The organism is Streptomyces sp. NBC_00986, from assembly GCF_045162565.1.
Lineage (GTDB): Bacteria > Actinomycetota > Actinomycetes > Streptomycetales > Streptomycetaceae > Streptomyces.
On record NZ_CP108733.1, the window covers coordinates 2,760,712 to 2,784,464 of the forward strand.

21 protein-coding genes are annotated in these 23,753 nt (G+C 70.7%); 11 read left to right on the top strand and 10 right to left on the bottom strand.

Annotated elements, in window-relative coordinates; all coding sequences use genetic code 11:
- Window positions 1–36 precede the first annotated feature (36 nt).
- The gene (locus tag OG504_RS12050) at window positions 37–762 is read left to right on the top strand and encodes an SIR2 family NAD-dependent protein deacylase (protein WP_405989810.1); all 726 of its coding nucleotides are present in this window, start codon (window positions 37–39) and stop codon (window positions 760–762) included.
- On the opposite strand, the gene OG504_RS12055 is transcribed toward OG504_RS12050, so the two are convergent.
- Window positions 752–1,522: a class I SAM-dependent DNA methyltransferase gene (locus OG504_RS12055; RefSeq protein ID WP_405989811.1), complete on the bottom strand. Its 771-nt coding sequence runs from the start codon at window positions 1,520–1,522 to the stop codon at window positions 752–754. The genes OG504_RS12050 and OG504_RS12055 overlap by 11 nt on opposite strands.
- Window positions 1,523–1,780: 258 nt before the next feature.
- Here OG504_RS12055 and OG504_RS12060 point away from each other — a divergent pair, with 258 nt between their 5' ends.
- Both OG504_RS12060 and OG504_RS12065 read left to right on the top strand, forming a co-directional pair.
- Window positions 1,781–2,950 carry a sensor histidine kinase gene (locus OG504_RS12060; RefSeq protein WP_405996310.1) on the top strand — a complete coding sequence of 390 codons (1,170 nt, stop codon included), beginning with the start codon at window positions 1,781–1,783 and terminating at the stop codon, window positions 2,948–2,950.
- Entirely contained in the window at window positions 2,947–3,579 is a 633-nt protein-coding gene (locus tag OG504_RS12065) for a response regulator (RefSeq protein ID WP_405989812.1), read from the top strand. Before OG504_RS12060 ends, OG504_RS12065 begins: the two co-directional genes overlap by 4 nt.
- 31 nt (window positions 3,580–3,610) lie before the next feature.
- Here OG504_RS12065 and OG504_RS12070 read toward each other — a convergent pair whose 3' ends face one another.
- Both OG504_RS12070 and OG504_RS12075 read right to left on the bottom strand, forming a co-directional pair.
- Complete coding sequence (locus OG504_RS12070) at window positions 3,611–4,096, bottom strand: methylated-DNA--[protein]-cysteine S-methyltransferase (RefSeq protein ID WP_405989813.1); 486 nt, start codon at window positions 4,094–4,096, stop codon at window positions 3,611–3,613.
- A gap of 17 nt (window positions 4,097–4,113) precedes the next feature.
- Window positions 4,114–5,592 carry an AlkA N-terminal domain-containing protein gene (locus OG504_RS12075; RefSeq protein ID WP_405989814.1) on the bottom strand — a complete coding sequence of 493 codons (1,479 nt, stop codon included), beginning with the start codon at window positions 5,590–5,592 and terminating at the stop codon, window positions 4,114–4,116.
- Between the two features lie 164 nt (window positions 5,593–5,756).
- On the opposite strand from OG504_RS12075, the gene OG504_RS12080 reads away from it, so the two are divergent.
- Both OG504_RS12080 and OG504_RS12085 read left to right on the top strand, forming a co-directional pair.
- Window positions 5,757–7,058 (top strand): aminotransferase class I/II-fold pyridoxal phosphate-dependent enzyme, encoded by a 1,302-nt coding sequence (locus OG504_RS12080; protein WP_405989815.1) that lies wholly within the window; start codon window positions 5,757–5,759, stop codon window positions 7,056–7,058.
- A gap of 112 nt (window positions 7,059–7,170) precedes the next feature.
- A complete protein-coding gene (locus tag OG504_RS12085; RefSeq protein WP_043678676.1) occupies window positions 7,171–7,557 on the top strand; it encodes a luciferase family protein in 387 nt (128 codons plus the stop codon).
- A 45-nt stretch (window positions 7,558–7,602) separates the two neighbouring features.
- On the opposite strand, the gene ppk2 is transcribed toward OG504_RS12085, so the two are convergent.
- From ppk2 to OG504_RS12100, 3 genes are read right to left on the bottom strand one after another with little or no spacing between them, the layout of a single operon-like run.
- Complete coding sequence (gene ppk2, locus OG504_RS12090) at window positions 7,603–8,493, bottom strand: polyphosphate kinase 2 (protein ID WP_405989816.1); 891 nt, start codon at window positions 8,491–8,493, stop codon at window positions 7,603–7,605.
- 60 nt (window positions 8,494–8,553) lie between these two features.
- Window positions 8,554–8,787 (bottom strand): hypothetical protein, encoded by a 234-nt coding sequence (locus OG504_RS12095; protein ID WP_405989817.1) that lies wholly within the window; start codon window positions 8,785–8,787, stop codon window positions 8,554–8,556.
- 17 nt (window positions 8,788–8,804) lie between these two features.
- A complete protein-coding gene (locus OG504_RS12100; RefSeq protein WP_405989818.1) occupies window positions 8,805–9,959 on the bottom strand; it encodes an anion permease in 1,155 nt (384 codons plus the stop codon).
- A 292-nt stretch (window positions 9,960–10,251) separates the two neighbouring features.
- Between OG504_RS12100 and OG504_RS12105 the strand changes: the two genes are divergently transcribed.
- Complete coding sequence (locus tag OG504_RS12105) at window positions 10,252–12,111, top strand: M1 family aminopeptidase (RefSeq protein ID WP_405989819.1); 1,860 nt, start codon at window positions 10,252–10,254, stop codon at window positions 12,109–12,111.
- Between the two features lie 54 nt (window positions 12,112–12,165).
- Here OG504_RS12105 and OG504_RS12110 read toward each other — a convergent pair whose 3' ends face one another.
- Entirely contained in the window at window positions 12,166–13,311 is a 1,146-nt protein-coding gene (locus tag OG504_RS12110) for an FHA domain-containing protein (protein WP_405989820.1), read from the bottom strand.
- 246 nt (window positions 13,312–13,557) lie between these two features.
- On the opposite strand from OG504_RS12110, the gene OG504_RS12115 reads away from it, so the two are divergent.
- The 5 genes from OG504_RS12115 to OG504_RS12135 all read left to right on the top strand — a co-directional run bounded on the left by OG504_RS12115 (window position 13,558) and on the right by OG504_RS12135 (window position 20,743).
- Window positions 13,558–15,351 carry a protein kinase domain-containing protein gene (locus OG504_RS12115; RefSeq protein ID WP_405996311.1) on the top strand — a complete coding sequence of 598 codons (1,794 nt, stop codon included), beginning with the start codon at window positions 13,558–13,560 and terminating at the stop codon, window positions 15,349–15,351.
- 66 nt (window positions 15,352–15,417) lie between these two features.
- The gene (locus tag OG504_RS12120) at window positions 15,418–16,203 is read left to right on the top strand and encodes an IclR family transcriptional regulator (protein ID WP_405989821.1); all 786 of its coding nucleotides are present in this window, start codon (window positions 15,418–15,420) and stop codon (window positions 16,201–16,203) included.
- Window positions 16,204–16,336: 133 nt separating this feature from the next.
- Complete coding sequence (locus tag OG504_RS12125) at window positions 16,337–18,409, top strand: FAD-dependent oxidoreductase (RefSeq protein ID WP_405989822.1); 2,073 nt, start codon at window positions 16,337–16,339, stop codon at window positions 18,407–18,409.
- Window positions 18,410–18,458: 49 nt separating this feature from the next.
- Window positions 18,459–19,712 (top strand): aromatic ring-hydroxylating dioxygenase subunit alpha, encoded by a 1,254-nt coding sequence (locus OG504_RS12130; RefSeq protein WP_405989823.1) that lies wholly within the window; start codon window positions 18,459–18,461, stop codon window positions 19,710–19,712.
- Window positions 19,709–20,743, top strand: coding sequence for an FAD-binding oxidoreductase (locus tag OG504_RS12135; RefSeq protein ID WP_405989824.1), 1,035 nt, complete (start codon window positions 19,709–19,711; stop codon window positions 20,741–20,743). Before OG504_RS12130 ends, OG504_RS12135 begins: the two co-directional genes overlap by 4 nt.
- A 60-nt stretch (window positions 20,744–20,803) precedes the next feature.
- Here the strand turns inward: OG504_RS12135 and OG504_RS12140 are convergent, their stop codons facing one another.
- The 3 genes from OG504_RS12140 to OG504_RS12150 form a co-directional block, all read right to left on the bottom strand.
- Window positions 20,804–21,316 (bottom strand): O-acetyl-ADP-ribose deacetylase, encoded by a 513-nt coding sequence (locus OG504_RS12140; protein ID WP_405989825.1) that lies wholly within the window; start codon window positions 21,314–21,316, stop codon window positions 20,804–20,806.
- The gene (locus tag OG504_RS12145) at window positions 21,313–22,722 is read right to left on the bottom strand and encodes a phytoene desaturase family protein (RefSeq protein WP_405989826.1); all 1,410 of its coding nucleotides are present in this window, start codon (window positions 22,720–22,722) and stop codon (window positions 21,313–21,315) included. The genes OG504_RS12140 and OG504_RS12145 overlap by 4 nt, the downstream gene beginning before the upstream one ends.
- Window positions 22,723–22,831: 109 nt before the next feature.
- Window positions 22,832–23,674, bottom strand: coding sequence for an inositol monophosphatase family protein (locus OG504_RS12150; RefSeq protein WP_405989827.1), 843 nt, complete (start codon window positions 23,672–23,674; stop codon window positions 22,832–22,834).
- Between the last annotated feature and the right edge of the window lie 79 nt (window positions 23,675–23,753).

The window sequence follows — 23,753 nt, forward strand, 5'->3', positions numbered from 1 at the left end:
CGCCGCCTCCGCCCCCACCGACCTACCCTCGGCACCATGAGCAAGCCTCTCGTCGCCCTTCTCAGTGGCGCAGGTATCTCCACCGACTCCGGCATCCCCGACTACCGCGGCCCCAACGGCCTCTGGCGGAAGGACCCCGAGGCCGAGAAGCTCGTCACCTACGAGTACTACATGGGCGACCCGGAGATCCGGCGCCGGTCCTGGCAGATGCGGCGCGAGAACCGCGCCCTCCAGGCCGAGCCCAACGCCGCGCACCGGGCCGTCGTAGAACTGGAGAAGTCCGGCGTGCCCGTGCGGGTCATCACGCAGAACATCGACGGGCTGCATCAGCTCGCCGGGCTGCCCGCCCGCAAGGTGCTCGAACTGCACGGCACCGCGCGGGAGTTCGTGTGCACGCAGTGCGAGGCGCGCGGGCCGATACAGGACGCGATCGCCCGGGTCGAGGCCGGGGAGGACGATCCCGCCTGCCTGGAGTGCGGCGGGATCCTGAAGTCCGCGACCGTCTACTTCGGCGAGCGGCTCGACCCCGTCGTGCTCGGCGAGGCCGTCGCCATCACCAAGGCCTGCCAGGTGTTCATCGCCGTCGGCAGCAGCCTCCAGGTCCAGCCCGCCGCCGGGCTCGCCGGTGTCGCCGCCGATCACGGGGCACGGCTGGTCATCGTCAACGCCGAGGCGACGCCGTACGACGAACTCGCCGACGAGGTCGTACGGGAGCCCATCGGGACGGCGCTGCCCCGGCTGCTGCACGGACTCAGCGGGTGACGCGGAGCTTCGACTGGCCGTGCGGGAGTTGTTCCCAGTCGTCCATGAAGCGGGCGTTCAGGCCGTGTTGGGCCGCCAGCGCGACCAACGTCTCGGTGCGGTAGTAGAAGTCCTCGCGCAGGACGTGGTGTTCCTCGCCCTCCGTGCGGTCGAAGGTGAAGTCGAACCAGCCGCCCGGTGCCAGGACACGGCCGACGTTGGCCAGGCACTCCTCGATGACCGGGAGCGGGGAGTGCGAGAACACGCTGTGCGCGTGGACGACGTCGAAGTGCGCGTCGGGCAGGAAGCGGAGGGTCAGGTCGTGTACGGGGGTGAGGGTGGGGAGCTGTTTCTGGAGGCCCATTTCCACGACCGTGCCCTGCGCCGCCGCCAGGATGTCGGGCGAGATGTCGATGCCGTAGTAGTGCCCGGGGTCGAGGTGACGGATGAAGCGCCAGCCGCCGCGCAGGTTTCCGCAGCCGATCTCCAGCATGCGGTGCCCGGGGCGCAGACCGTGGCCGAGGAGGTAGTCGAACTGCAACGCGCCCAGCGCAAGCCAGCGTTCACGGCTCGCGCTGCCGACCGCCGCGTCCGGATCGGCCCGGGTGTCGGAGCGCATCACGGCGCGGTAGTAGGAGACGTGGTCCGGGTGACGGTGACGCAGCCAGGCGTCCCGCGTAGCACGGGCCAGGTGGCGGGGCACGCGGTCGGGGTGGCGCAGGGCGTAGGCGATGCGGTGGCCGAGGGCGGCGCGGTTGGCGGTGAGGTCCTTGGTGGGCACGGGGTCGTCGCCTTTCCGAATTCCGAGGTGAGTGGCGGGTGTTGATGCCAGCCTCGGTGCGGGGGCCGGGTGTCCGGCTCGGTCAACGGGCGGTGATCCGGCGGCGGTTCGGGTGATCCGGATGTCAGCCGATCGGTTGATGCGCCGTCCCGTTCGTCGCGTTAGACACGGAGGATGGGACACACGGGACAACCGAGGACGGGGCACGCGGAGCAACAGAGGACGGGGCGCATCGGTCCGGAGGAGCGCCTGTTGCCCGTGCTCGTGCACGCCGCGTTCTTTCTGCTGCTCGGCTCGTCGTTCGTGCGGTTCCTGACCCGCGACCAGGGCGGGACCCGCACCAGCTGGGTGCTCGCGCTGTACGCGGTCTTCTGTCTGCTGTACGTCCTCGGGCAGTTCCTGGCTCCGGCACCCCGCCCGGGTTCCGCGCCCAGCGCGCGTCATCTGGCCTGGCTGGGCTCGGTGTCCGCCGTCTGGACCGTGCTGCTCGCCCTCGCACCGAGTGCCACCTGGTGCGCGATGCCCCTGCTGTTCGCCGGCCTGTACGCGCTGCCTCCGCGGTTCGCGGTGCCGCTGGCCGCCGTGCTCACCTCGCTGGTCGTGGCCTCCGAGATACGGGTCGCCGACGGCACGCTCAACCCCAACATGGTCGTCGCCCCGCCGGCCCTCGCGGCGGTCGCCACCGCCGTACTGGTGCAGTTGCAGCGGCAGGCGGCCCGGCAGCGCGTCCTGATCGACGACCTGGTCCGCACCCGCCGCGACCTCGCGGCCACCGAACGGCGGGCCGGTGTCCTGGCGGAGCGGCAGCGGCTGGCCACGGAGATCCACGACACCGTCGCGCAGGGCCTGTCCAGTCAGCAGATGCTGTTGCAGGCCGCCGAGCGACTGTGGCGGACGGACCCGGAAGCGGCCCACGGGCACATTCTCGAGGCCGCCGAGATCACCTCCCGCGGCCTCGCCGAAGCACGCCGGTTCGTCCACGACCTGGCACCGGCCGACCTCGTCGAGCACTCCCTGCCCGCGGCACTGCGCGCGCTCGCCGAGCGGGAGAGCGGTCCGGGCCTGACGGTGGAGTTCCGGCTCGACGGCGATCCGGGCCCGCTGCCCGTACGGGCCGCTGCGACGCTGTTGCGCATCGCCCAGGGCGCGTTGGCCAACGTACGCGAGCACGCGGCCGCGACCCGGGCCGCGCTGACCCTGACCTGCCTCGACGACCAGATCTCCCTGGACGTCGCCGACAACGGCCGTGGTTTCGACGCCAGTTCTCCCCCGGTGTCCGCACCCGGCCGGGTGCGCGGCCACGGGCTGCCCGCCATGCGGATCCGGGCCCGGCAGTCGGGTGGCACGCTGGGCGTGGAGTCGGCTCCCGGCGAGGGCACGGTGGTGTCGGTCGCCGTACCTGTCGTCCGTGAGGAACTCGTCCCGTGAGCACACCCGTACCCGTACGTCTGCTGCTGTGCGACGACCACGCCGTCGTACGGGCCGGACTGCGTGCGCTGCTGTCCAGCGCCGACGGCATCGAGGTGGTCGGTGAGGCGGGCAGCGGCGAGGAGGCCCTCGCCCTGGCCGCCCAACTCCGGCCCGACGTGGTGCTGATGGATCTCCAGCTCGGCGACGGCATGGACGGCGTGACGGCCACCAGGAGACTTACCGCCGGCGGAGGCCCCCGCGTCCTCGTCCTCACCATGTTCGACACCGACGCCGACATCACCCGCGCCGTCGAGGCGGGCGCCACGGGCTATCTCCTCAAGGCCGAACGCCCCGAGGAACTGTTCACCGCGATCCACAGCGCCGCATCCGGTCGTACGGCGCTCTCGGCCCCGGTCGCCGACCGGCTCATGGCGCGGATGCGCAACCCGCACCCCGCCCTGTCCGAGCGCGAGCACGAGATCCTCGGCCAGCTGGCCCGCGGCCTGGGCAACCGGGAGATCGCCCGGGCCCTCTTCATCAGCGAAGCGACGGTCAAGACCCATCTCGGGCGCATCTACGGCAAGTTGGGGGTGGAGACGCGGTCCGGGGCGGTGGCTGTCGCCAAGGAGCGCCGACTGCTGTCATGACACCCGGCCAGCGCCAGAATCGCCGAAGGCGCTAGAAAAGCGCCGCCCCGCTCTCGAAGTCCAGCAACCGCTGCTTGCGTTCGAGGCCGCCGCCGTACCCCGTGAGACTGCCGTTCGCGCCCACGACCCGGTGGCAGGGGACGATGATCCCGATCGGGTTCTTGCCGTTGGCGAGGCCCACCGCGCGGGAGGCGCCCGGGTTGCCGAGGGCGTCGGCGAGGTCGCCGTAGGAGCGGGTCTCGCCGTAGGGGATGCGGCGGAGCTGGTCCCAGACCGTCTGCTGGAACGGGGTTCCGTGCAGGCGGAGTCGGAGGGTGAACTCCTTCAATTCGCCTGTGAAGTAGGCCTGTAGTTGGGCCGTCGTCTCGGCGAAGGGGGTGTCGTCGGGGGTGCCGAAGTTCTCCTCCGGGGGGCGGTGGCGTTGGTCGACCATGTAGAGGCCGCAGAGGGCGCCGTCCTCGTCGGCGACGAGGGTCAGCGGGCCGTACGGGCTGTCGATCACCGTGTGGTGCTTCATGTTCGTCCGCAATCTCCTTATACGGGAAGGAAGTTGATCGGGTGGCTGTCCGTCGCCCACAGGTACTGGACCGCGTACGCCCGCCAGGGCCGCCAGGCCGCCGCGCGTGCGGTGAGGGCGGCCGGGGTGGACGGGAGGCCCAACTCCTGGGCGGCGCGCCGGATTCCGAGGTCGGTGGGGAGGAAGGCGTCGGGGTCGCCGAGGGCGCGCATGGCGATGACGTCGGCCGTCCAGGGGCCGAAGCCGGGGAGGGAGAGGAGTCGGGCACGGGTTTCCGTCCAGTCGCTCTCCACCCCCAAATGGAGCGTGCTGTCGGCGAGTTGGGAGACCAGGGTGGTGAATGTCGTGCGGCGGGTCTGCGGCATCGCCAGTGATTCCGGGTCCACCGCCGCCAGTGACTCCGCCGACGGGAAGAGGTGGGTCAGGCCGCCCTCGGGGTCGTCGAGCGGTTCGCCGTGCGCGGTGACCAGGCGGGCCGCGTGGGTGCGGGCCGCCGCCGTGGAGACCTGCTGGCCGAGGACGGCCCGTACGGCGAACTCCGCCTCGTCGACCGTGCGCGGGACGCGCCGGCCCGGCGCCTTGTCCACCAGCGGTGCCAGCACCGGGTCGGTTCTCAACTGGTCGTCCACCGCGACCGGATCGGCGTCCAGGTCGAGCATGCGGCGGCAGCGGCTGATCGCCACCGGCAGGTCGCGCAGGTCGCTGAGGGTGAGGCGGCAGGCGATGTGGTCGGACCGGGGCGTCAGGGACACGATGCCGTGGCCGTAGGGGAGGCGGAGGGTGCGGCGGTACGCGCCGGTGCGCCACTCCTCCACGCCCGGCACGGCGGTCGCGGCGAGGTGGCCGAAGAGGTTGTCGGGGTTGAGGGGGGCGCGGAACGGCAGGCGGAGGGTGAGGGTGCCGGGGGTCAACACGGTCGTCTTCGGGCGCCTGTTGCGCAGCTCGCTCGGCGAGAGGGCGAAGACGTCGCGCACGGTGTCGTTGAAGGTGCGGATCGAGGAGAAGCCGGCGGCGAAGGCGATCTCCGCCATCGGGAGGGCCGTCGTCTCGATCAACAGCCTTGCCGTCTGGGCGCGTTGGGCGCGGGCCAGCGCGAGGGGTCCCGCACCGAGTTCGGCGAGGAGCTGGCGTTCGATCTGCCGGGTGCTGTAGCCGAGGCGGGCGGCGAGGCCGGGGACGCCCTCGCGGTCCACGGTTCCGTCGGCGATCAGGCGCATCGCGCGGGCCACCAGGTCGGCCCGCTGGTTCCACTCCGGGGAGCCGGGGCTGGTGTCCGGGCGGCAGCGCTTGCAGGCCCGGAAACCCGCCTGCTGGCAGGCCGCCGCGCTCGGGTAGAACGTCATGTTCTCCGGCTTGGGCGGGACGACCGGGCAGCTGGGCCGGCAGTAGATGCGGGTGGTCAGGACGGCCGTGAAGAACCAGCCGTCGAAGCGCGCGTCCTTGGACTGGACCGCGCGTACACAGCGCTCCGTGTCGGTGTGCATCCCGTTCTGCATGTGTCCAGCATCCGATACAGGGCGGACGGGGGCTGGCGGGAATCCGACATCAACCTTGCGTGGCCTGGCCAGGCACGGATCACCGTACTCCCGGCGCGGGTGTCAGCGGTGCGGGCGGGTTATGCGTTTGTGGTGTGACCTCGGGCTTTGTAGCGTCGGCTTCCGTGACGCCTCCTCCCCCGTCTGCGTACCCCGCAGACTCCCTCCCGGCCCTGCTCGACGCGGCCCGGAGCGACTACGAAGCCCTTCTCGCGAAGGGGCTCAAGCTCGACCTGACCCGCGGCAAGCCCTCCGCCCGGCAGCTCGACCTGTCCGCCGCACTGCTCTCGCTGCCCGGCGACCGCTACACCTCCGCCGACGGCACGGACTGCCGCAACTACGGTGGCGCGGACGGGCTGTCGGAGCTCCGGGAGATCTTCTCCGGGTTCCTCCAGGTCCCGGCCGAGCAGCTGCTCGCCGTAGGGAACTCCAGTCTGGAGCTGATGCACGACTGCCTCGTGCACGCGCTGCTCGGCACGCTGCCCGGGGCCGCGCGCCGCTGGGCGGACGAGGAGCGGGTCGCGTTCCTGTGCCCGGTGCCCGGCTACGACCGGCACTTCGCGCTGTGCGAGCGGTTCGGCATCGAGATGATCCCCGTGCCGATGACCGCCGAGGGTCCCGACATGGACACGGTGGAACGGCTGGTCGCCGAGGACCCTGCCGTCAAGGGCATCTGGTGCGTGCCCAAGTACAGCAATCCGGACGGCACCTGCTACAGCGACGAGACCGTACGGCGGCTCGCCGTCATGCCGACGGCCGCGCCCGACTTCCGGGTCTTCTGGGACAACGCCTACGCCGTGCACCACCTCACCGACGAGGAGGTGGAGATCGCCGACATGCTCGCCACCTGTGCCACGAGCGGGCATCCCGACCGGGTCTTCGTCTTCGGGTCCACCTCGAAGATCACGCTGGGCGGTGCGGGCGTGGCGTTCTTCGGCTCGTCCCCGGCCAACGTGGCCTGGCTGCGCGGCTACAGCGCCAAGCGGTCCATCGGCCCGGACAAGGTCAACCAGCTGCGGCACGCGATGTTCCTGCGCGACGCCGACGGGGTGCGCGAGCACATGCGCAAGCACCGTGAGCTGTTGCGGCCGAAGTTCGACACCGTGCTGCGCATCCTCGCGGAGCGGCTGGGCGACACCGGTCTCGCATCCTGGTCGACGCCCAGGGGCGGCTACTTCATCACCCTCGACGTGCCGGACGGGTGCGCCCGCGAAGTGGTGCGGCGCGCGGCCGACGCCGGTCTGGCCCTGACTCCGGCGGGTGCCACGCATCCGTACCGCGACGACCCCAGGGACCGGACGATCCGTATCGCCCCCTCCTTCCCGGACCTCTCCGAGATCGAGGAGATCATCGAGGGGGTGGCCACCTGCGTACGGCTGGTGGGGTACGAAAAGGGATACGAAAAGCTTGTGTCCGAGGGGAGTTGACCCGGTTCGCGCACCGCACACCCGACGCTCCTCAGGTGTGCGGTACCTCACGCCCCGGTTACAAATCGCTCAACCTCTGGTTGCGAAGCGGTGCGCGGTCCACGATAGGAACATGACCCTGGCCGAGCGAGCCATGCAGCGACTGGAAGGCTGGCGCGATCTCAGCGCGGTCCCGGCCAGTTGCGGCACGGGGCGGGCGCTGCGGTCCGCCCACAGCGAGATCGTGCATTTCCACTCGGACCACGATGTGGACCTGCATCTCACGGTCGGGGCCATCCTCCGGTTCCATCACGACCTCAGCGAGTCGACCGCGATCCGGATCATCCCGGGCTCCCGCTGGGTGACGGTCCACCTGGACTGCGAGACGGACGTCGATCTGCTGTTGAGCCTGGTCAGCGTCGCCCTCAAGGCACACGCGGGCGGGCCCCCTTCCGGGAGCCCGCCCATGACCGGCTGCAACTTCCACCGGGTGACGCTCGTGCCGCGTGACGGCGACTAGGACCGGCCCCGAGCGACCCGGTCCCTAGAACACCGGACCCGGTCCTCAGAACACCGCCGCCGTGTCGTCCTCGCCCTCCTCCAGCAGGTTCGCCGCCGCGCCGACGATGCGGGGGTCGGGGCTGCCGACCACCTCGTCGTCCTTGTCGGCGTAGTCGAAGCGTGCCAGCACGCTGCGCATGGCCTCGACCCGGGCCCGCTTCTTGTCGTTGCTCTTCACCACGGTCCAGGGCGCGTGTTCCGTGTCGGTCTCCCGGAACATGGCGACCTTGGCGGCCGTGTAGTCGTCCCAGCGGTCCAGGGACTCCAGGTCCATCGCGCTGAGCTTCCACTGCCGTACGGGATCCACCTGGCGGATCGTGAAACGGGTGCGCTGTTCACCCTGTGAGACGGAGAACCAGAACTTGATCAGGTCGATGCCGTCGTCCGCCAGCATCCGCTCGAACAGCGGGGCCTGGCGCATGAAACGGCGGTACTCGTCGTCCGTGCAGAACCCCATCACGCGCTCCACGCCCGCCCGGTTGTACCAGGACCGGTCGAACAGCACGATCTCGCCCGCGGTCGGCAGGTGCTGGACGTAACGCTGGAAGTACCACTGCCCGCTCTCGCGCTCGCTCGGCTTCTCCAGCGCGACCACGCGGGCGCCGCGCGGGTTCAGGTGCTCGGTGAACCGTTTGATCGTGCCGCCCTTGCCGGCCGCGTCGCGTCCCTCGCAGACGATGACGAGACGACGGCCGGTCTCCTTGACCCAGCGTTGCAGCTTCAGCAGTTCTATCTGCTGGAGCCGCTTGTGCCAGTCGTACTCCTTGCGCTCCATGCGCTGTTCGTACGGGTAGTTCTCCCGCCAGGTGTCCACCGTGCTGCCGTCGGGCCGCACCAGCACCGGGTCGTCGGCGTCGGTGTAGTCGACCCGCAGCCCGCTCAGCAGTTCAGTCATCCCGGCCTCCTCTCAAGGGGGTTCAGTGGCTCAGAGGTGATCGGTGGTGATCCGCCGTACTCAGTGGAACTGCGGCACGATCAGATAGATGCCGTATGCCACGACAGCCGCACACGCGAGAAAGCACAACCCCGCCTGCGTCAGACCGAGGGCGTGCGTGCCGCCGTCCTGTTCACGCGCGGCCTCGACCTGGGCGAGGCCCAGGATGCCGAACGCGAAGATGACGACCACACCGACGGTGACTCCGACGCTCACCGCGAAGACCTCGCCGAGGGCGCTCCAGTCCAGACTCATAGCTCAACTCCCTTGGTTCAGGCGGCCGTACGGACGTCCGAGGACGCCTCGCTGCGGATGGTGACCTCGTGGGTCTCGTTCACGTTGTCCGCGTGCACGGGGTTGCGACGCGAGGCGATCACGATGAACGCGGCCACGGCGGCGGCGATCAGGGCGATCAGGGCCGTACCGAGGTTGCCGCCGTGCTTGACGACGCTCGCGGACAGACCGCCGACCAGCGCGGCGGCCGGCAGGGTGACCAGCCAGCCGATGACCATGCGGCCGGCCGTGCCCCAGCGCACCTCGGCCAGGCGCCTGCCCAGACCGGCGCCGAGGATGCCGCCGGAGCAGACCTGGGTGGTGGACAGCGCGAAGCCCAGGTGGGCGGAGGTGAGGATGACGGTCGTGGAGGCGGCCTCGGCGGCGAAGCCCTGCGGGGACTGGATGTCGGTGAGGCCCTTGCCCATCGTGCGGATGATGCGCCAGCCGCCGATGTAGGTGCCCAGGCCGATGGCGAGTCCCGCCGCGGTGATGACCCACACCGGCGGACCGGCGTCGTGGCCGAGCGAGCCCACGGAGATCAGGGTCAGGGTGATGACGCCCATCGTCTTCTGGGCGTCGTTCGTGCCGTGCGCGAGGGAGACCAGCGAGGCCGAGGCGATCTGGCCGAGCCGGAAGCCCTTGCTGACCGAGTCCTTGCGGGCCCGGGCGGTGATCTTGTAGGCGAGGTAGGTGGCGAGGAGAGCGGCGATTCCGGCCACGAGCGGGGAGGCCACCGCGGGGATCAGGATCTTCTCCACGACCTTGTCGAAGTGGACACCGTTGGAGCCCGCGCCGACCCAGACGGCGCCGATCAGGCCACCGAACAGGGCGTGCGAGGAACTGGACGGCAGCCCCAGCAACCAGGTCAGGAGATTCCAGAGGATCGCCCCGACGAGCCCCGCGAAGATCATCCCTGGGGTGACCAGGGTGTCGTCGACGATGCCGCCGGAGATCGTTTTGGCGACTTCCGTGGACAGGAAGGCGCCGACGAGGTTGAGAGCCCCACTGATCAGGACCGCCGTTTTGGGCTTCAGTGCCCCGGTGGCGATGGACGTCGCCATCGCGTTGGCGGTGTCGTGGAATCCGTTGGTGAAGTCGAAGGCCAAGGCCGTGACGATGACGACCGCCACGAGGAACGTGATGTGGTCCATCGTTCGATGGAAGCAATCGAAGGCGTACATTCGGCCAACCGGAGGCCAAATCGAGGCATGGCCCGTGCAACGCGGGTGTGCACACACCTCTCTCCGCCCCCGGCTCACCCCATCCTCCACTTCGCGCACACACTTCCCTCTCCTTATGGCATGGCCCGGTCAAATCTGCGAAGCTTCCCCCGCGATCACGCAAGCGCTACGCGCGTTCCCACGGCCGCCCACCGGAACACCCAGTCCGGCCCGGCGGCCACCGAGCAGGCCGGAATCCCGGCCGCCGTATAAGGAGTTCCGTGTGAGATCGACCCCCCACAAGGCTCTCGCCGCCGGCATCTTCGCCGTCGCGGCGGTGGCCGCGCTCTCGCTCCCCGTCACCCCGGCCGCCGCGGCACCGTCCGCGGCTCCCGTGGCCGCCGCCTGCACCCCGGCGCAGGTGGTCGCCAACGGCGGCTTCGAGAGCGGCACTTCGTCCTGGACCCAGTCCTCGACGACCGTCATCACCAGCCGCACCGGGCAGAGCGCCCACGGCGGCACCAGCTTCGCCTGGCTGAACGGCACCGGCGGCACACACACCGACAGCCTAAGCCAGAGCGTCACGATCCCGTCCGGGTGCAGCAGCGCCACGCTCACCTTCTGGCTGCACATCGACACCGCCGAGACGACCTCGTCGACCGCGTACGACAAGCTGACGGCGAAGATCGGCAGCACGACGCTGGCGACGTACTCGAACCTGAACAAGGCCACCGGCTACGTCCAGAAGTCGTTCGACGTGTCGTCGTTCGCGGGCCAGACCGTGAGCCTCGCCTTCAGCGGCACCGAGGACTCCAGCCTGCAGACGAGCTTCGTCCTGGACGACATCGCGCTGAACACCTCGGGCGACACCGCCCCGCCGGCCGACTCGACGCGCACGCCGGCCGCCCCGGCGTACACCGTCAGCCTGAGCAGCAACACCGCCGGCACGGTCTGGACCGGCCACGAGAGCACGACCTTCACCAACGCGTCGGCCACCCCGCTCACCGAGGTGTACCTGCGGCTGTGGGACAACTACCACGGCACCTGCTCCGCGCCGCCGATCACGGTCACCAACGTCACCGGCGGCACCGCGGGCGCTCTCTCGGTCGCCTGCACGGCCCTGCAAATAGCGCTCCCCACTCCCCTCGCGCAGGGTCAATCGACCACGATCGGCTTCGACTTGGGGATCACCGTCCCGAGCGGCGCGGACCGGTTCGGCTACGACGGCGCGTTCAGCATGATCGGCAACGCGCTGCCGGTCCTCGCGATCAAGGACGGCTCGGGCTGGCACCTGGACCCGTACACGAACAACGGCGAGTCCTTCTACTCCCTGGCCGCCGACTTCAAGGTCACCCTGGACCACCCGACCACCCTGCTGGTCCCGGCCACCGGCGCCTCGGTCGACACCCCCGGCACCAGCGGCCGCACGGTGACCACGGCCACCGCGTCCAAGGTCCGTGACTTCGCGTGGGCGGCGGGCCCGTTCACCAAGATCTCGGGTACGTCGACGGCGGGCACCCCCATCAACATCTACTCGGTGTCGGGCATCAGCTCGTCCAACGCCCAGTCGATGCTGACCACCGCCAAGTCCGCAGTCGACGCCCACGCGGGCCGCTTCGGCGCCTACCCGTACGGCGAGTTGGACGCCGTCATCGACAACAACTTCTGGTTCGGCGGCATGGAGTACCCCGGCTTCGTCCTCGACCTCGTCAGCACCACGGCCCTCACCCACGAGATCGGCCACCAGTGGTTCTACGGCATCGTCGGCGACGACGAGTACAACAGCCCGTGGCTGGACGAGGCGTTCACCGACTACGCCACCGACCTCGCCCAGGGCCTGACCGGCACCAACTGCTGGAACAGCGTCTCCTGGGCCTCCTCCGCGGAGAACATCACCAACTCGATGGCCTACTGGGACGCCCACTCGTCCCGCTACTCCACCGTCGTCTACGGCTACGGCAAGTGCGCCCTGCACGACCTGCGCCGCACCCTCGGCGACACGGTGATGGCCAAACTCCTGAAGGACTACGCCACTTCACACTGGTACGGCGTCTCGACCACGGCCGAGTTCAAGGCGGCCGCACAGGCCGCGACGACCACGGACCTGACCTCGTTCTGGACGACGCACCGCATCGTCGGCTGACGGACGGGGAGTCGGCGGTGCGGTCGGGGATCGCACCGCCGGCTCCCCTTGTGGTCAGACCCGTCGCGTAGGCGCCGCCGCGGTCGGCGGTACGGCGATCCCGCCGGCCTCGGTGCGCCAGGCGTCGGCGAGTTCGGCGGGGAAGCGCCGGCCGCTGCGGGTGAGGACGACACCGGGGGCGAGTTCGACCTCGTCGCCGGGGCGGAAGGACCGGTCGGTGCCCGGTGTCAGGGTCTCCCAAGGGCCGGGCACGCCCTTACGGCCCGCCCCTCGCATCCGTGTCCCGTAGGTGCTGACGTCACGGACCAGGACCGTCCCGCCGCGCGCGGAGACCGCCACGTGCCGACGGCTGACCTGCGCGGCGACCTCCGGCGACAGCAGACTGTGCAGGGCGATGCCCACCGGTCCCGGCAGCCGCCCGACGTGCGCCTCGGAACCCTCGTCGAGGGTGTAACGGCCCACGCAGGTACGGTCGATGACAACCTTGAGCTGGGCCGCGGCAGGCCTCGGGCCCTCGTCGGTCAGCGGGCTGCCGTGCAGCTCGCAGGTGGGGACGCCGCGTCGCATCCGGGGCAGCAGGACGCGGTCGCCCCTGTGGACGTCGTAGAGCGTGCAACGGGGCTCCGGGCAGCGCCAGTTGCGCATGATGACCTGGGTCAGCGGGGTGCGGGCCGGACCGAGCAGGCCCTGCTTCTTGAGGGCCGCGAGTTCCATGCGGTAGGAGATCTCGGCCTCCGTGCGCACGCCCATGTCCATGGGGACGACGGCGACCGAGCCGTCGTGGCGGGATTCCGGTCTGAGGAACTGCCAGGTGTTCCCCTGGATCCACGGGTGTTCGACGCGATGGTCGACGTACTGGTCGCCCGTGACGACCCGGGTACCGGTCATCCGGGCCAGGTCCAGGATCCGCTCGTCGGCGTCGTCCACCTCCTCGACCAGCCCGTCGGCGACCCAACGGCGCAGCCTGCGCACCTCGGCCGGATCGCCGAACTCCCGGTGCCCGCCCAGCAGACTGGTGTCGGCGACCAGGTACACGGAGACGTCGGGGTCCCCGGTGAGTTCCGTCAACGCCCGCAGCACGAGCCCGAGTCGGCGCAGCGAGCGCGGTCCCCTGGGGCCGATGGAGGTCTGGCGTACGACGTTGGAGAGTTCCAGCAGGTAGTCGGCGCCCTCCGCCGAAGGGGCCAGATGATGTTCCATGCACACGCCTCGCCGTCGGAGGGGACCTGTCAACTGCCGTGATTCTCCTCGATGTTCGCCTATTTTCCGTGATCCCCTCGGACACTTCCCGATGACCGGCTTGCGCCGGTACGATCACACGCCTGGCGAGGGGGGCCGAACATCTTGAACAACGCTGGAAACGCTGACCAGTTGAGACCGCTGGGCCCCGACGACCCGCGAGACGTGGCCGGTTACCGGCTGCTCGCCCGCATCGGCGAGGGTGGCATGGGTTCCGTCTACCTCTCCCGCACGCGCGGCAACCAGCCGGTCGCCCTGAAGGTGATCCGCCGGGAGTACGCCCGGGACGAGGAGTTCCGCCGCCGCTTCGAGCAGGAGGCGACCTCCGCCCGCCGCGTGCAGGGCTACCACATCGTCCCGGTCGTCGACCACGACACCACCGGGCCACAGCCCTGGCTCGCCACCGTCTACGTCCCCGGCCTCGCCCTGGACCGGGTCCTCGCCCTGCACGGGACGCTCCCGCTGCCCACGGTGCTCCAGTTGACCGGCTGCGCGGCGGAGGCACTCCACGCCGTGCACAAGGCCGGCGTGATCCACCGGGACATGAAGCCGAGCAACATCCTCATCGGTTCCGACGGTCCCTGGATCATCGACTTCGGCATCGCGCGGGCCGCCGACGCCACCCAGCTCACCCGCAGCGGCGGGCTCATCGGCACCCCGCAGTTCATGTCGCCGGAGCACGCGAACGGCCAGGAACAGACCCCGGCCGCCGATGTCTTCTCCCTCGGCCTGATCGCCGCCGTGGCCGCGACCGGCCGCCACCCGTACGGCGACTCCGGGGCCATCACGCTGGCCACGAAGATCGCGAACACGGAGTTCCGCCCGCCGGACCTGACGTCGTATCCCGAACCGCTGCGCTCGGTCCTGGAACGCACCCTGGCAGCCGATCCGGCCGCCAGGCCCTCACCTTCCGAACTGGCGGCTCTGTGCGAGGAGTTGGCCGAGCGTCCGCTGCGGGACTTCACCGGCTGGCTGCCGGAGCCGGTCGCCGAGGACATCGCCCTACAGGAGCAATACGCGCGCGAGCAAGGGGAGTTGGAGCGAGCGGTGGGAGTGGAGGGGGCTGCTGCGAGGTCGGGGGCGGGCGAGCCCGTGGCGAGTGCGGGCGAGCCCGTGAGTACGGCGACCGCGCCTCCCGACGCGGGGGCGACCACCGTGCCTCCTGGTGGCGGGCCTCATCGTGCCGGGGTGCCCAACGCCCCCACGCCCGGCGGGTATACGCCCACCCACGCGTCGACGCCCGGTAACCACGCGCCCACACAAGCGCCGCGGCCAGGCGAGCCGACCCAGCACGCCCCGGCGCGGCAGTCGACCTCCGGCCCCGCGCCCGCGTTCCCGCCCGGGGCACCGCCCACCTCCCCGCCCTCGGTCACGGCACCGGCACCGGCACCGGCCCGCAGCCGGACCCCGCTGGTGGTCGGCGCCGCCGCGCTGGCCGTGGTGGTCGTAGCGGCGGCCGCCTGGGTCTTCACCCGTGACGACGACAAGGACACCGGCGCGAAGGGCGGCACCGGGCGGACAGCCTCTTCGGCGCCCACCGGCACCACCGCGTCACCCACTACGAGTGGCTACACCGCGGTCTTCAAGGACAAGCCGCTCACCCTGCGCGCCCAGTTCACGACGGGCCGCAGCTCGTACACCAACGTCGACCTGGACTCGCCGCGGATCGACACCCACGCCTCCAGCTCGACGACCGGAGCCGAGTTGCAGTACGCGGAGTGGGGCACCACCCACCCTCTGAACCTCGTGACGACCACGGGAAAGAGCGCGGGTCCCACCCCCGAGCAGTGCGCCGAGGGCGCGGCGGCGAACGCGCTGCCCTCCCAGCTCGCCGATGCCGACCAGGGCAAGGAGCTGACCAAGGGCACGCTGCTGTGCACCGTCACCGACGAGAAGAACCTGGCGATGCTCGAGATCAAGGATGTCGTCGTCCAGAAGGACGCGTCCGGCGTCGAGGCCCGCGACTACGTCACCGAGCTGACCCTCTGGAAGACCGCCTGAGAGTCGGGTCCGGCAGCGGTTCACCGGGCTCGCGGGCGGCGCCTTCCCCTCCATTACCCTTCCGCCATGACCAGCAACGGAAGCCGCCCGCGCGATCACTCGGTGCAGTCCGTCGACCGGGCGGTGTCGATCCTGCAGGTGCTGGCCAAGCGGGGGCCCAGCGGCGTGACGGAGATCGCCGAGGAGCTGGGGGTCCACAAGTCGACCGTGTTCCGGCTGCTGGCGACATTGGAGTCACGGGGCCTGGTCGAGCAGGACACCGAGCGCGGGCGTTACCGCATCGGGTACACGATGGTCGAACTCGCCGCCGGGGCAAGCACGGTGAGCGATCTGTCCCTGCTGAGCCGTCCCGTCTGCCAGGAACTGGCCGCGGCCGTCGGGGACACCGTGAACGTGGCGATCCACGACGGGCACGACGTGATCAGCATCGACCAGGCGATCGGCGCGGCGGCGATCACGAGCATCGACTGGGTCGGCAGACGCACCCCGATGCACGCCACCGGGGCGGGCAAGCTCTTCATGGCCCACATGTCCCCCGACCGGGTCGCGGAGATCCTCGCGCGCGGGGTGGAGAAGTACACCCCGTACACCATCGTCGATCCGGCGCCCCTCGCGGCCGCTCTTGAGACGATCCGTGAGCGGGGCTACGCCACCACCAGCGAGGAGCACGAGATCGGGCTGGCCGTGATCGCGGCCCCGGTCCGCGCCCTGGACGGCGAGGTCATCGCGGCCGTGACCCTGTCCGGGCCGACCTTCCGCATCAACGAGGACACCGTTCCCGGTCTGGCGGAACAGGTGCTGGCGGCCGCCGCGAAGATCTCCTGGCGCCGGGGGTACGTGAAACGCGGATGAGCGCTGCGCGCACGGCGAGTTAACACGGCGGGCTCTTGACGGGTGGGGATTTCCAGCTCCACCATTTGTTTCGTATCGCGGAGCTGTTTCGCATAGCGAAACCACCCGCTCGGAGCTCTCCCGAGGAGCTGCTGTGCCCTCACCCGCCGCTGTGCCCTCACGCGTCCTGGACCCCCTGCTCCAGCCCTTCCGGCTCAAGCACCTCACCCTGCGCAACCGGGTGGTCAGCACCTCCCACGAACCGGCGTTCGGCGAGGACGGCCTGCCCAAGGACCGCTACCGGGCCTACCACGTGGAGAAGGCGCGGGGCGGGGTCGGCCTCACGATGATCGGCGGCTCTGCGGTGGTCTCGCCCGACAGCCCGCCGGCGTTCGGCAACCTGCTCCTGTACCGCGACGACATCGTGCCGTGGCTGCGCCGGCTCGCCGACGACGTGCACGAGGCCGGGGCCGCGGTGATGTGCCAGGTCACCCATCTCGGGCGCCGTACCAGCAACTTCACCGGCGACTGGCTCCCGGTGGTGTCCGCCTCGGCGCTGCGCGAACCCGCGCACCGCGCCTTCCCGAAGGCCGCCGAGTCCTGGGACCTGGACCGGATCGTCGCCGACTACGCGGCCGCGGCGGTCCGTTGCAAGGAGGGCGGCCTCGACGGCATCGAACTGGAGGCGTACGGCCACCTGTTGGACAGTTTCCTGTCCCCCGCGACCAACCACCGCGACGACGAGTGGGGCGGCGGCCTGGAGAACCGCATGGCGTTCCCGCGCCGGGTGATCCGCGCCGTCCGCGAGGCCGTCGGCCCGGACTTCGTCGTCGGCATCCGGATGTCGCTCGACGAGGCGCGCCCCGGCGGCCTCACTTCCGACGAGGCGCTCACCGCCGCCGAGCGGTACGCCGCCGACGGCATCGACTTCCTCAGCGTCATCCACGGCTCCATCGAGAGCGACGCGTCCCTGGCGAAGGCCATCCCGTCCATCGGCACCCCGCTCGGGCCGTACCTGGACTTCACCGGCGAGATCAAGCGGCGCCTCTCCGTCCCGGTGATGCACGCGGCCCGCATCGCCGACGTCGCCACCGCCCGGCACGCCCTGCGCGAGGGACTTCTCGACCTGGTCGGCATGACCCGTGCGCAGATCGCCGATCCGCACCTGGTCGCCAAGGTGACGGCCGGCCAGGAGGACCGCATCCGGCCCTGCGTCGGGGCGAGTTACTGCCTCGACGCGATCTACGACTCCGGCGACACCAAGTGCATCCACAACCCCGCGGTCGGCCGCGAGCTCCAGGTACCGCACATCGTCTCCGCCACAATCGGCCGCCGCAGGAGGGCAGTTGTGGTCGGCGGTGGCCCGGCCGGCCTGGAAGCGGCGCGCGTGCTCGGCGAACGCGGCCATGACGTCGTCCTGTTCGAGGCGGGCGACCGGCCCGGCGGGCAGATCAGGCTCGCCGCGTCGAACCCGCGCCGGGCCGACCTGGTCCAGATCGTCGACTGGCGCCTCGCCGAGTGCAAACACCTCGGCGTCGACCTGCGCCTGGGCACATACGCCGAGGCAGCCGATGTCCTCGCCGAACGCCCCGACCTGGTGATCGTCGCCACCGGCGGCCTCCCCAACCGCAGCTTCCTCACCGCCGGCCAGGACCTGGTCTCCGACACCTGGGACGTGATGACGGGCTCACTGCGCCGACCGCGCGGCGAGATCCTGGTCTACGACGACCACGGCGGCTACCCGGCGATGGACGCCGTAGAAGTCCTCACCGCGTCGCCCGGCGTCCGGATCGAGTACGTCACCCCGGAGCGCACCCTCGCCCCCGACGTCGGCAGCATGAACTCCCCTGCCTACCTACGGGCGTTCGCGAAACACGACGTCACCACCACGCTCGCCCGGCGACTGCGCTCCGTACACAGGACCGGGGACGGGCGGCTCACCGCGACCCTGTACAGCGAGTACACCGAGACGGAGACCGAGCGGACCGTGGACCACGTGATCGTGGAGCACGGGACCCTGCCGAACGACGAGTTGTACGTCGACCTCCTCCCCGGCTCGACCAACCTCGGCGAGGTCGACCACCGCGCCCTGCTGGCGTACGAGGAGCAGTCGGTGGTCCGCAACGAGGCGGGCGACTACCAGCTGTTCCGCATCGGCGACGCCGTGGCCGCCCGCACCGTCCACGCCGCGGTCTACGACGGGCTGCGGCTGTGCCTGCCGGTCTGAGCGCCACCCCGTCCGCACGTCAACTCCCCAGTCGTACCGGAGAGATGAGATGAAGCAAGCGACCCCCGACCTCGGCGACCTCGTTGCCCGACGCCCCGCCGGTCAGAGCCTCGAAGCCCCGTTCTACGTGAGCGAGGAGTTCTTCGACCTCGACATCGAGGCAGTCTTCGCCCGGAGTTGGCTGTTCGTGGCCGCCGAGGCGGAGCTCCCCGAGCCCGGCGACTACGTGACGGTCGACATCGGGTCGTACTCCATCATCGTCGTGCGCGACGACGACGAGGACGTACGGGCCTTCCACAACGTCTGCCGCCACCGCGGCGCACGCATCCTGAACGAGGAGCGGGGCTCGGTGGGCAACATCGTCTGCGGGTACCACCGTTGGACGTACGGCGTGGACGGCAAACTGCTGCACGCCGAGTCCCAGGCGCCCGGCTTCGACCCGACGTGCTTCGGACTGCGCACCGTGCACGCACGCACGGTGGCCGGGCTGGTCTTCATCTGCCTGGCCGACGAACCGCCCGCCGACTTCGACGAGGTCGCCGCCCGCATCGAGCCGTACCTCGCACCCCACAACCTGGCCCGGGCGAAGGTCGCCACGCAGATCGACCTGGTCGAGAACGGCAACTGGAAGCTGACCATGGAGAACAACCGGGAGTGCTACCACTGCGTGGGCCATCCCGAGCTCCAGGCCTGCTACTTCCCCATCTACGGCTACCAGGAGCAGGACATCCCGCCCGCGCTGCGCCCGGCCTACGAGCGCTTCCTGCTGGCCGACGCCGAGGCCCGGAAAACCTACGAGTCGCTGGGCCTGCCGTACGCCGAGATCGAGGAGCTGGACACCCGCCCCACCGGTTTCCGTATCCAGCGCGAACCCCTCGACCTGGCCGGGGAGTCCTACACCCCGGACGGCACGGCCGCGTGCAACCGCCTGCTCGCGGACTTCCCCACGGCCCGCCTGGGCCGGCTGTCCATGCACCTCCAGCCCAACTCCTGGTTCCACTTCATGGCCGACCACGCGATCACGTTCTCCACGATCCCGCTCGGTCCGGACCGCACCCTCGTCCGCACCACCTGGCTCGTGCACGCCGACGCCGTGGAGGGGATCGACTACGACCTCGACACGATGACGAAGGTGTGGAAGGCGACGAACGACCAGGACGCGGTACTCGTGGCCCGCGCCCACCAGGGCATCAGCAGCCCTGCCTACCTGCCGGGGCCGTACGGCCCGACGGAGGAGCAGGTCGAGGCGTTCGTCAACTGGTACGTGACCCGGCTCGCGGCACACCTGGAGCGGCGGCGATGACCGAGACCGAGGAACTCCTGGTGTGCCGTCAGGTGCACCCGCTCACGCACGACGTCACCACGTTCGTGTTCGAGTACGCCGAACCCCGGCTGTTCCGGCACGACCCGGGCCAGTTCCTGACGCTGACCCTCGACATCGACGGCCGACCGGTCCAGCGCTGCTACACGATCTCCTCGTCGCCGACTCGCCCGTTCCTGCTCTCGATCACGGTGAAGCGCATCCCGGGCGGGCTGGTGTCGAACTGGCTGCACGACCGGCTGCGCCCCGGCGACACCGTGCGGGCGCACGGACCGCTCGGCGAGTTCAGCACGGCCCGGCATCCGGCGCCCAAGTACCTGTTCCTGTCCGGGGGCGTCGGAGTGACGCCGTCGATGTCGATGACCAGGACGCTGTACGACCTGGCCGACCCCGCCGACGTGGTGTTCGTGCACAGCGCGCGCACCCCGGCGGACATCGTCTTCCGTCATGAACTCGACCTCATCGCCGCGACCGCGCCCAACATCCGCGTGGTCCACATCTGCGAGGAGGACCGCCCGTACGCCCCCTGGGGCGGCTACCGCGGCCGCCTCACGATCGAGACACTGCGGCAGGTCGCGCCGGACTTCCGGGAACGGGAGGTCTTCACCTGCGGTCCCGCCCCCTACATGGCCGCCGTACGGCACATGCTGGCGGACGCCGGCCTCGACATGGACCGCTATCACGAGGAGAGCTTCACCTTCGAGACACCGGCCACGCAGGCCGAGGCCTCGCCGACCACCGCCACGGATGCCGGTTTCAAGGTCGAGTTCACCCGCAGCGGGCGCACCCTCGGCTGCGATCCCGACACCTCGCTCCTCGCCGCCGCGTCCCGGGCCGGCCTCAGCCTGCCCGCCTCGTGCGCCCAGGGCATGTGCGGCACATGCAAGGCGACCCTGCTCTCCGGCTCCGTCGACATGCAGCACAACGGGGGCATACGGCCACGCGAGATCACCCAGAACAAGATCCTGCTGTGCTGCTCGAAACCGCTGGAGGACGTCGTGATCGACGCGTGAGGACCATCACAACTACCCAGGTTCCTCAGGCCAGTTGGGCCGACGGGCCACGACCGCCGGTCAGCGCACCTGCCGGCCGAACGCCTCGTACGCCGCCTCGTCGAAGAGCACGAACGTGACCTCCTCGACCGACGTCTCCGCCGCCCGCACCGTCTCTACGGCGATCCGCGCCGCGTCGTCCATCGGCCAGCCGAAGATCCCGGCGGACACGGCGGGGAACGCGACCGTACGGGCGCCGAGTTCGTCGGCGACGCGCAGGGACTCGCGGTAGCAGGAGGTGAGTTGGTCCGAGCGGTCCTCCTCGCGGGAGTACACCGGCCCCACCGTGTGGATCACCCACCGCGCGTCCAGCTCACCCGCTGTCGTCGCGACCGCTTTGCCCGTCGCGAGCCCCTTGCCGTAGTGCGAGGCACGGAGTTTTCGGCAGTCCGCCAGGATCGCCGGGCCGCCCCGGCGGTGGATCGCGCCGTCGACTCCTCCGCCGCCCAGGAGTGAGGAGTTGGCCGCGTTGACGATCGCGTCGGCGCTCTGGCGGGTGATGTCGCCCTGGACGAGGGTGATGGTGGTGGTCATGACTGCCTCAGTCTGCGCCAGACGGCCTTCGCCGCGTTGTGTCCCGACATGCCGTGCACTCCGGGTCCTGGCGGGGTCGCCGAGGAGCAGATGAAGACGGCGGGGTGCGGGGTGCCGTAGGGAGAGAGGGAAAGCTTCGGGCGCAGGAGGATCTGGAGTCCGGAGACCGCGCCGGTGCCGATGTCGCCTCCCACGTAGTTGGCGTTGCGGGCGGCGAGTTCGGGTGGGCCCGCGGTCGCCCGGGCGAGGACACGGTCGCGGAACCCCGGGGCGAAGCGCTCCAGCTGGCGTTCCAGGGCGTCCGTGAGGTCGCCGGTCCAGCCGCTGGGGACATGGCCGTAGGCCCAGAAGACCTGCTTGCCGGCCGGGGCGCGGGTGGGGTCGACGATGCTGGGCTGCACGGTGATCATGAACGGCTTGTCGGGGGCGCGGTTCTCGCGGGACGCGGCGCGCAGGGCGGTGCCGATCTCCGTGCTGTCGGCGCCGATCTGTACCGTGCCGGCGGTGCGGGCTTCCTTGGCGGTCCAGGGGACCGGGCCGTCCAGGGCATAGTCGACCTTGAACACGCCTGCGCCGTAACGGTAGTTGGCGTAGTAGTCACCGAAGCCCGCGATCTTCGCCAGGGCGGTGGGCGAGGTGTCGAAGACGTAGGCGCGGGCCGGCGGGAGGTCGTCGAGGCGCTTGACCTCGTAGTCGGTGTGGATCTCGCCGCCGAGGTCCTTGAGGTAGGCGGCGAGGGCGTCCGAGATGGACTGGGAGCCGCCGCGGGCCACCGGCCAGCCACGCGCGTGTGCCGCCAGGGCGAAGACCAGGCCGATCGCGCCGGTGGCGAAGCCGCTGAGCGGGGCCATGACGTGGCCGACGAGTCCGGCGAACAGGGTCTTGGCGCGCTCGTCGCGGAAGCGGCTGGTCAGCCAGGTCGACGGGGGCAGGCCGGTCAGTCCGAAGCGGGCGAGGGTGACCGGGTCGCGCGGCAGCGCGGTGCGCGGCAGGGACATGAAGTCGCGGACCAGGGTGTCCCACTTGGGGAGGAAGGGCTCGACCAGCCTGCGGTACGCGCCCGCGTCACGCGGTCCGAACGACGCGGCCGTCTCCGCGACCGACCGCGACAGCACGGCCGCGCTGCCGTCGGTGAAGGGATGCGCCATGGGCAGCTCGGGGTGCAGCCACTCCAGGCCGTAGCGCTCCAGCGGCAGGGCGCGGAACGCCGGGGAGTTGATACCGAGTGGGTGCGCCGCCGAGCAGGGGTCGTGCCGGAAGCCGGGGAGGGTGAGCTCCTCGGTGCGGGCGCCCCCGCCCACGGTGTCCCGTGCCTCGAACACGGCCACGGAGAAGCCGCGCCGGGCCAGCTCCACGGCGGCCGTCAGTCCGTTCGGCCCCGCACCCACCACGACCGCATCGAGCATCGACGGCACCTTGGGACCCCTTCGTCAGCCGATGGCAACTCAGGGTCAGGATATGCCGCGGGACCGACAACCCCGGGGCCAGCCCGTCCAGTGTGCGAAACCCGTGACCCTACGACGCCCTCAGCAGCTCCATCACGCGCTGCGCGGTCGCCGCGTCCCGGGCCGCCGTGAAGGGCAGCGCGTTGCCACCGGTGATGCGGAACGGCTCTCCCGTGAGCGTGAGGTGGGCGCCACCCGCCTCCTCGACGAGGAGCAGGCCGGCCGCGTGGTCCCAGGCCGCCTCCCAGGAGAACGCGGTGGCGTCCAACTCGCCCCGGGCGATGGCGAGGTACTCAAGGCCGGCCGAGCCGCACGGGCGCGTGCGCACACCGTCCGCCCACAGTCCGAGCAGGGCACGCTTCTGGGCGTCCGTCGTGTAGTCCGGGTGGGAGGTGGCCACCTCCAGGTCCCGGGCGGGGTCCGGGGCACCGGAGCGCAGCCGTACGCCGTCGAGGAAGGCGCCGCCGCCCTTGACGGCCGTGGCCATCTGGTCGCGGGCGGCCGCGTAGGTCCAGGAGGCGAGCAGCTCCCCGTGCCGGGCGAGCGCGACCAGGGTGCAGAAGCCGGTCTCGCCGCGCACGAACTGCCGTGTCCCGTCGACCGGGTCGACGATCCAGACCGGGGCGTCGCCCTGTATCGCCTCGTACGTCTCCGGGTCGGCGTGCACCGCTTCCTCGCCGACGACGACGGAGCCGGGCAGGAGGGAGCCGAGCACCTTCGTCAGATACCGCTCGGCGTTGCGGTCGGCGTCCGTGACCAGGTCGTGCGGGCCGCTCTTCTGGTCGACCTCGTGCGCCGCGAGCTGCCGGAAGCGGGGCATGATCTCGGTCGCCGCCGCCTTGCGGATGGCTTCTTCGACGTCGGCCGTGTGCTGTACGAGAAACTCGTCGATGGTTTCGGTGTCTTCGATCATGCCTCCATGAGAGCACGCGTCACTGACAATCCTCACCCGCCCGGTGCACACCGGGTGGAATCACCATGAACACCCGGCT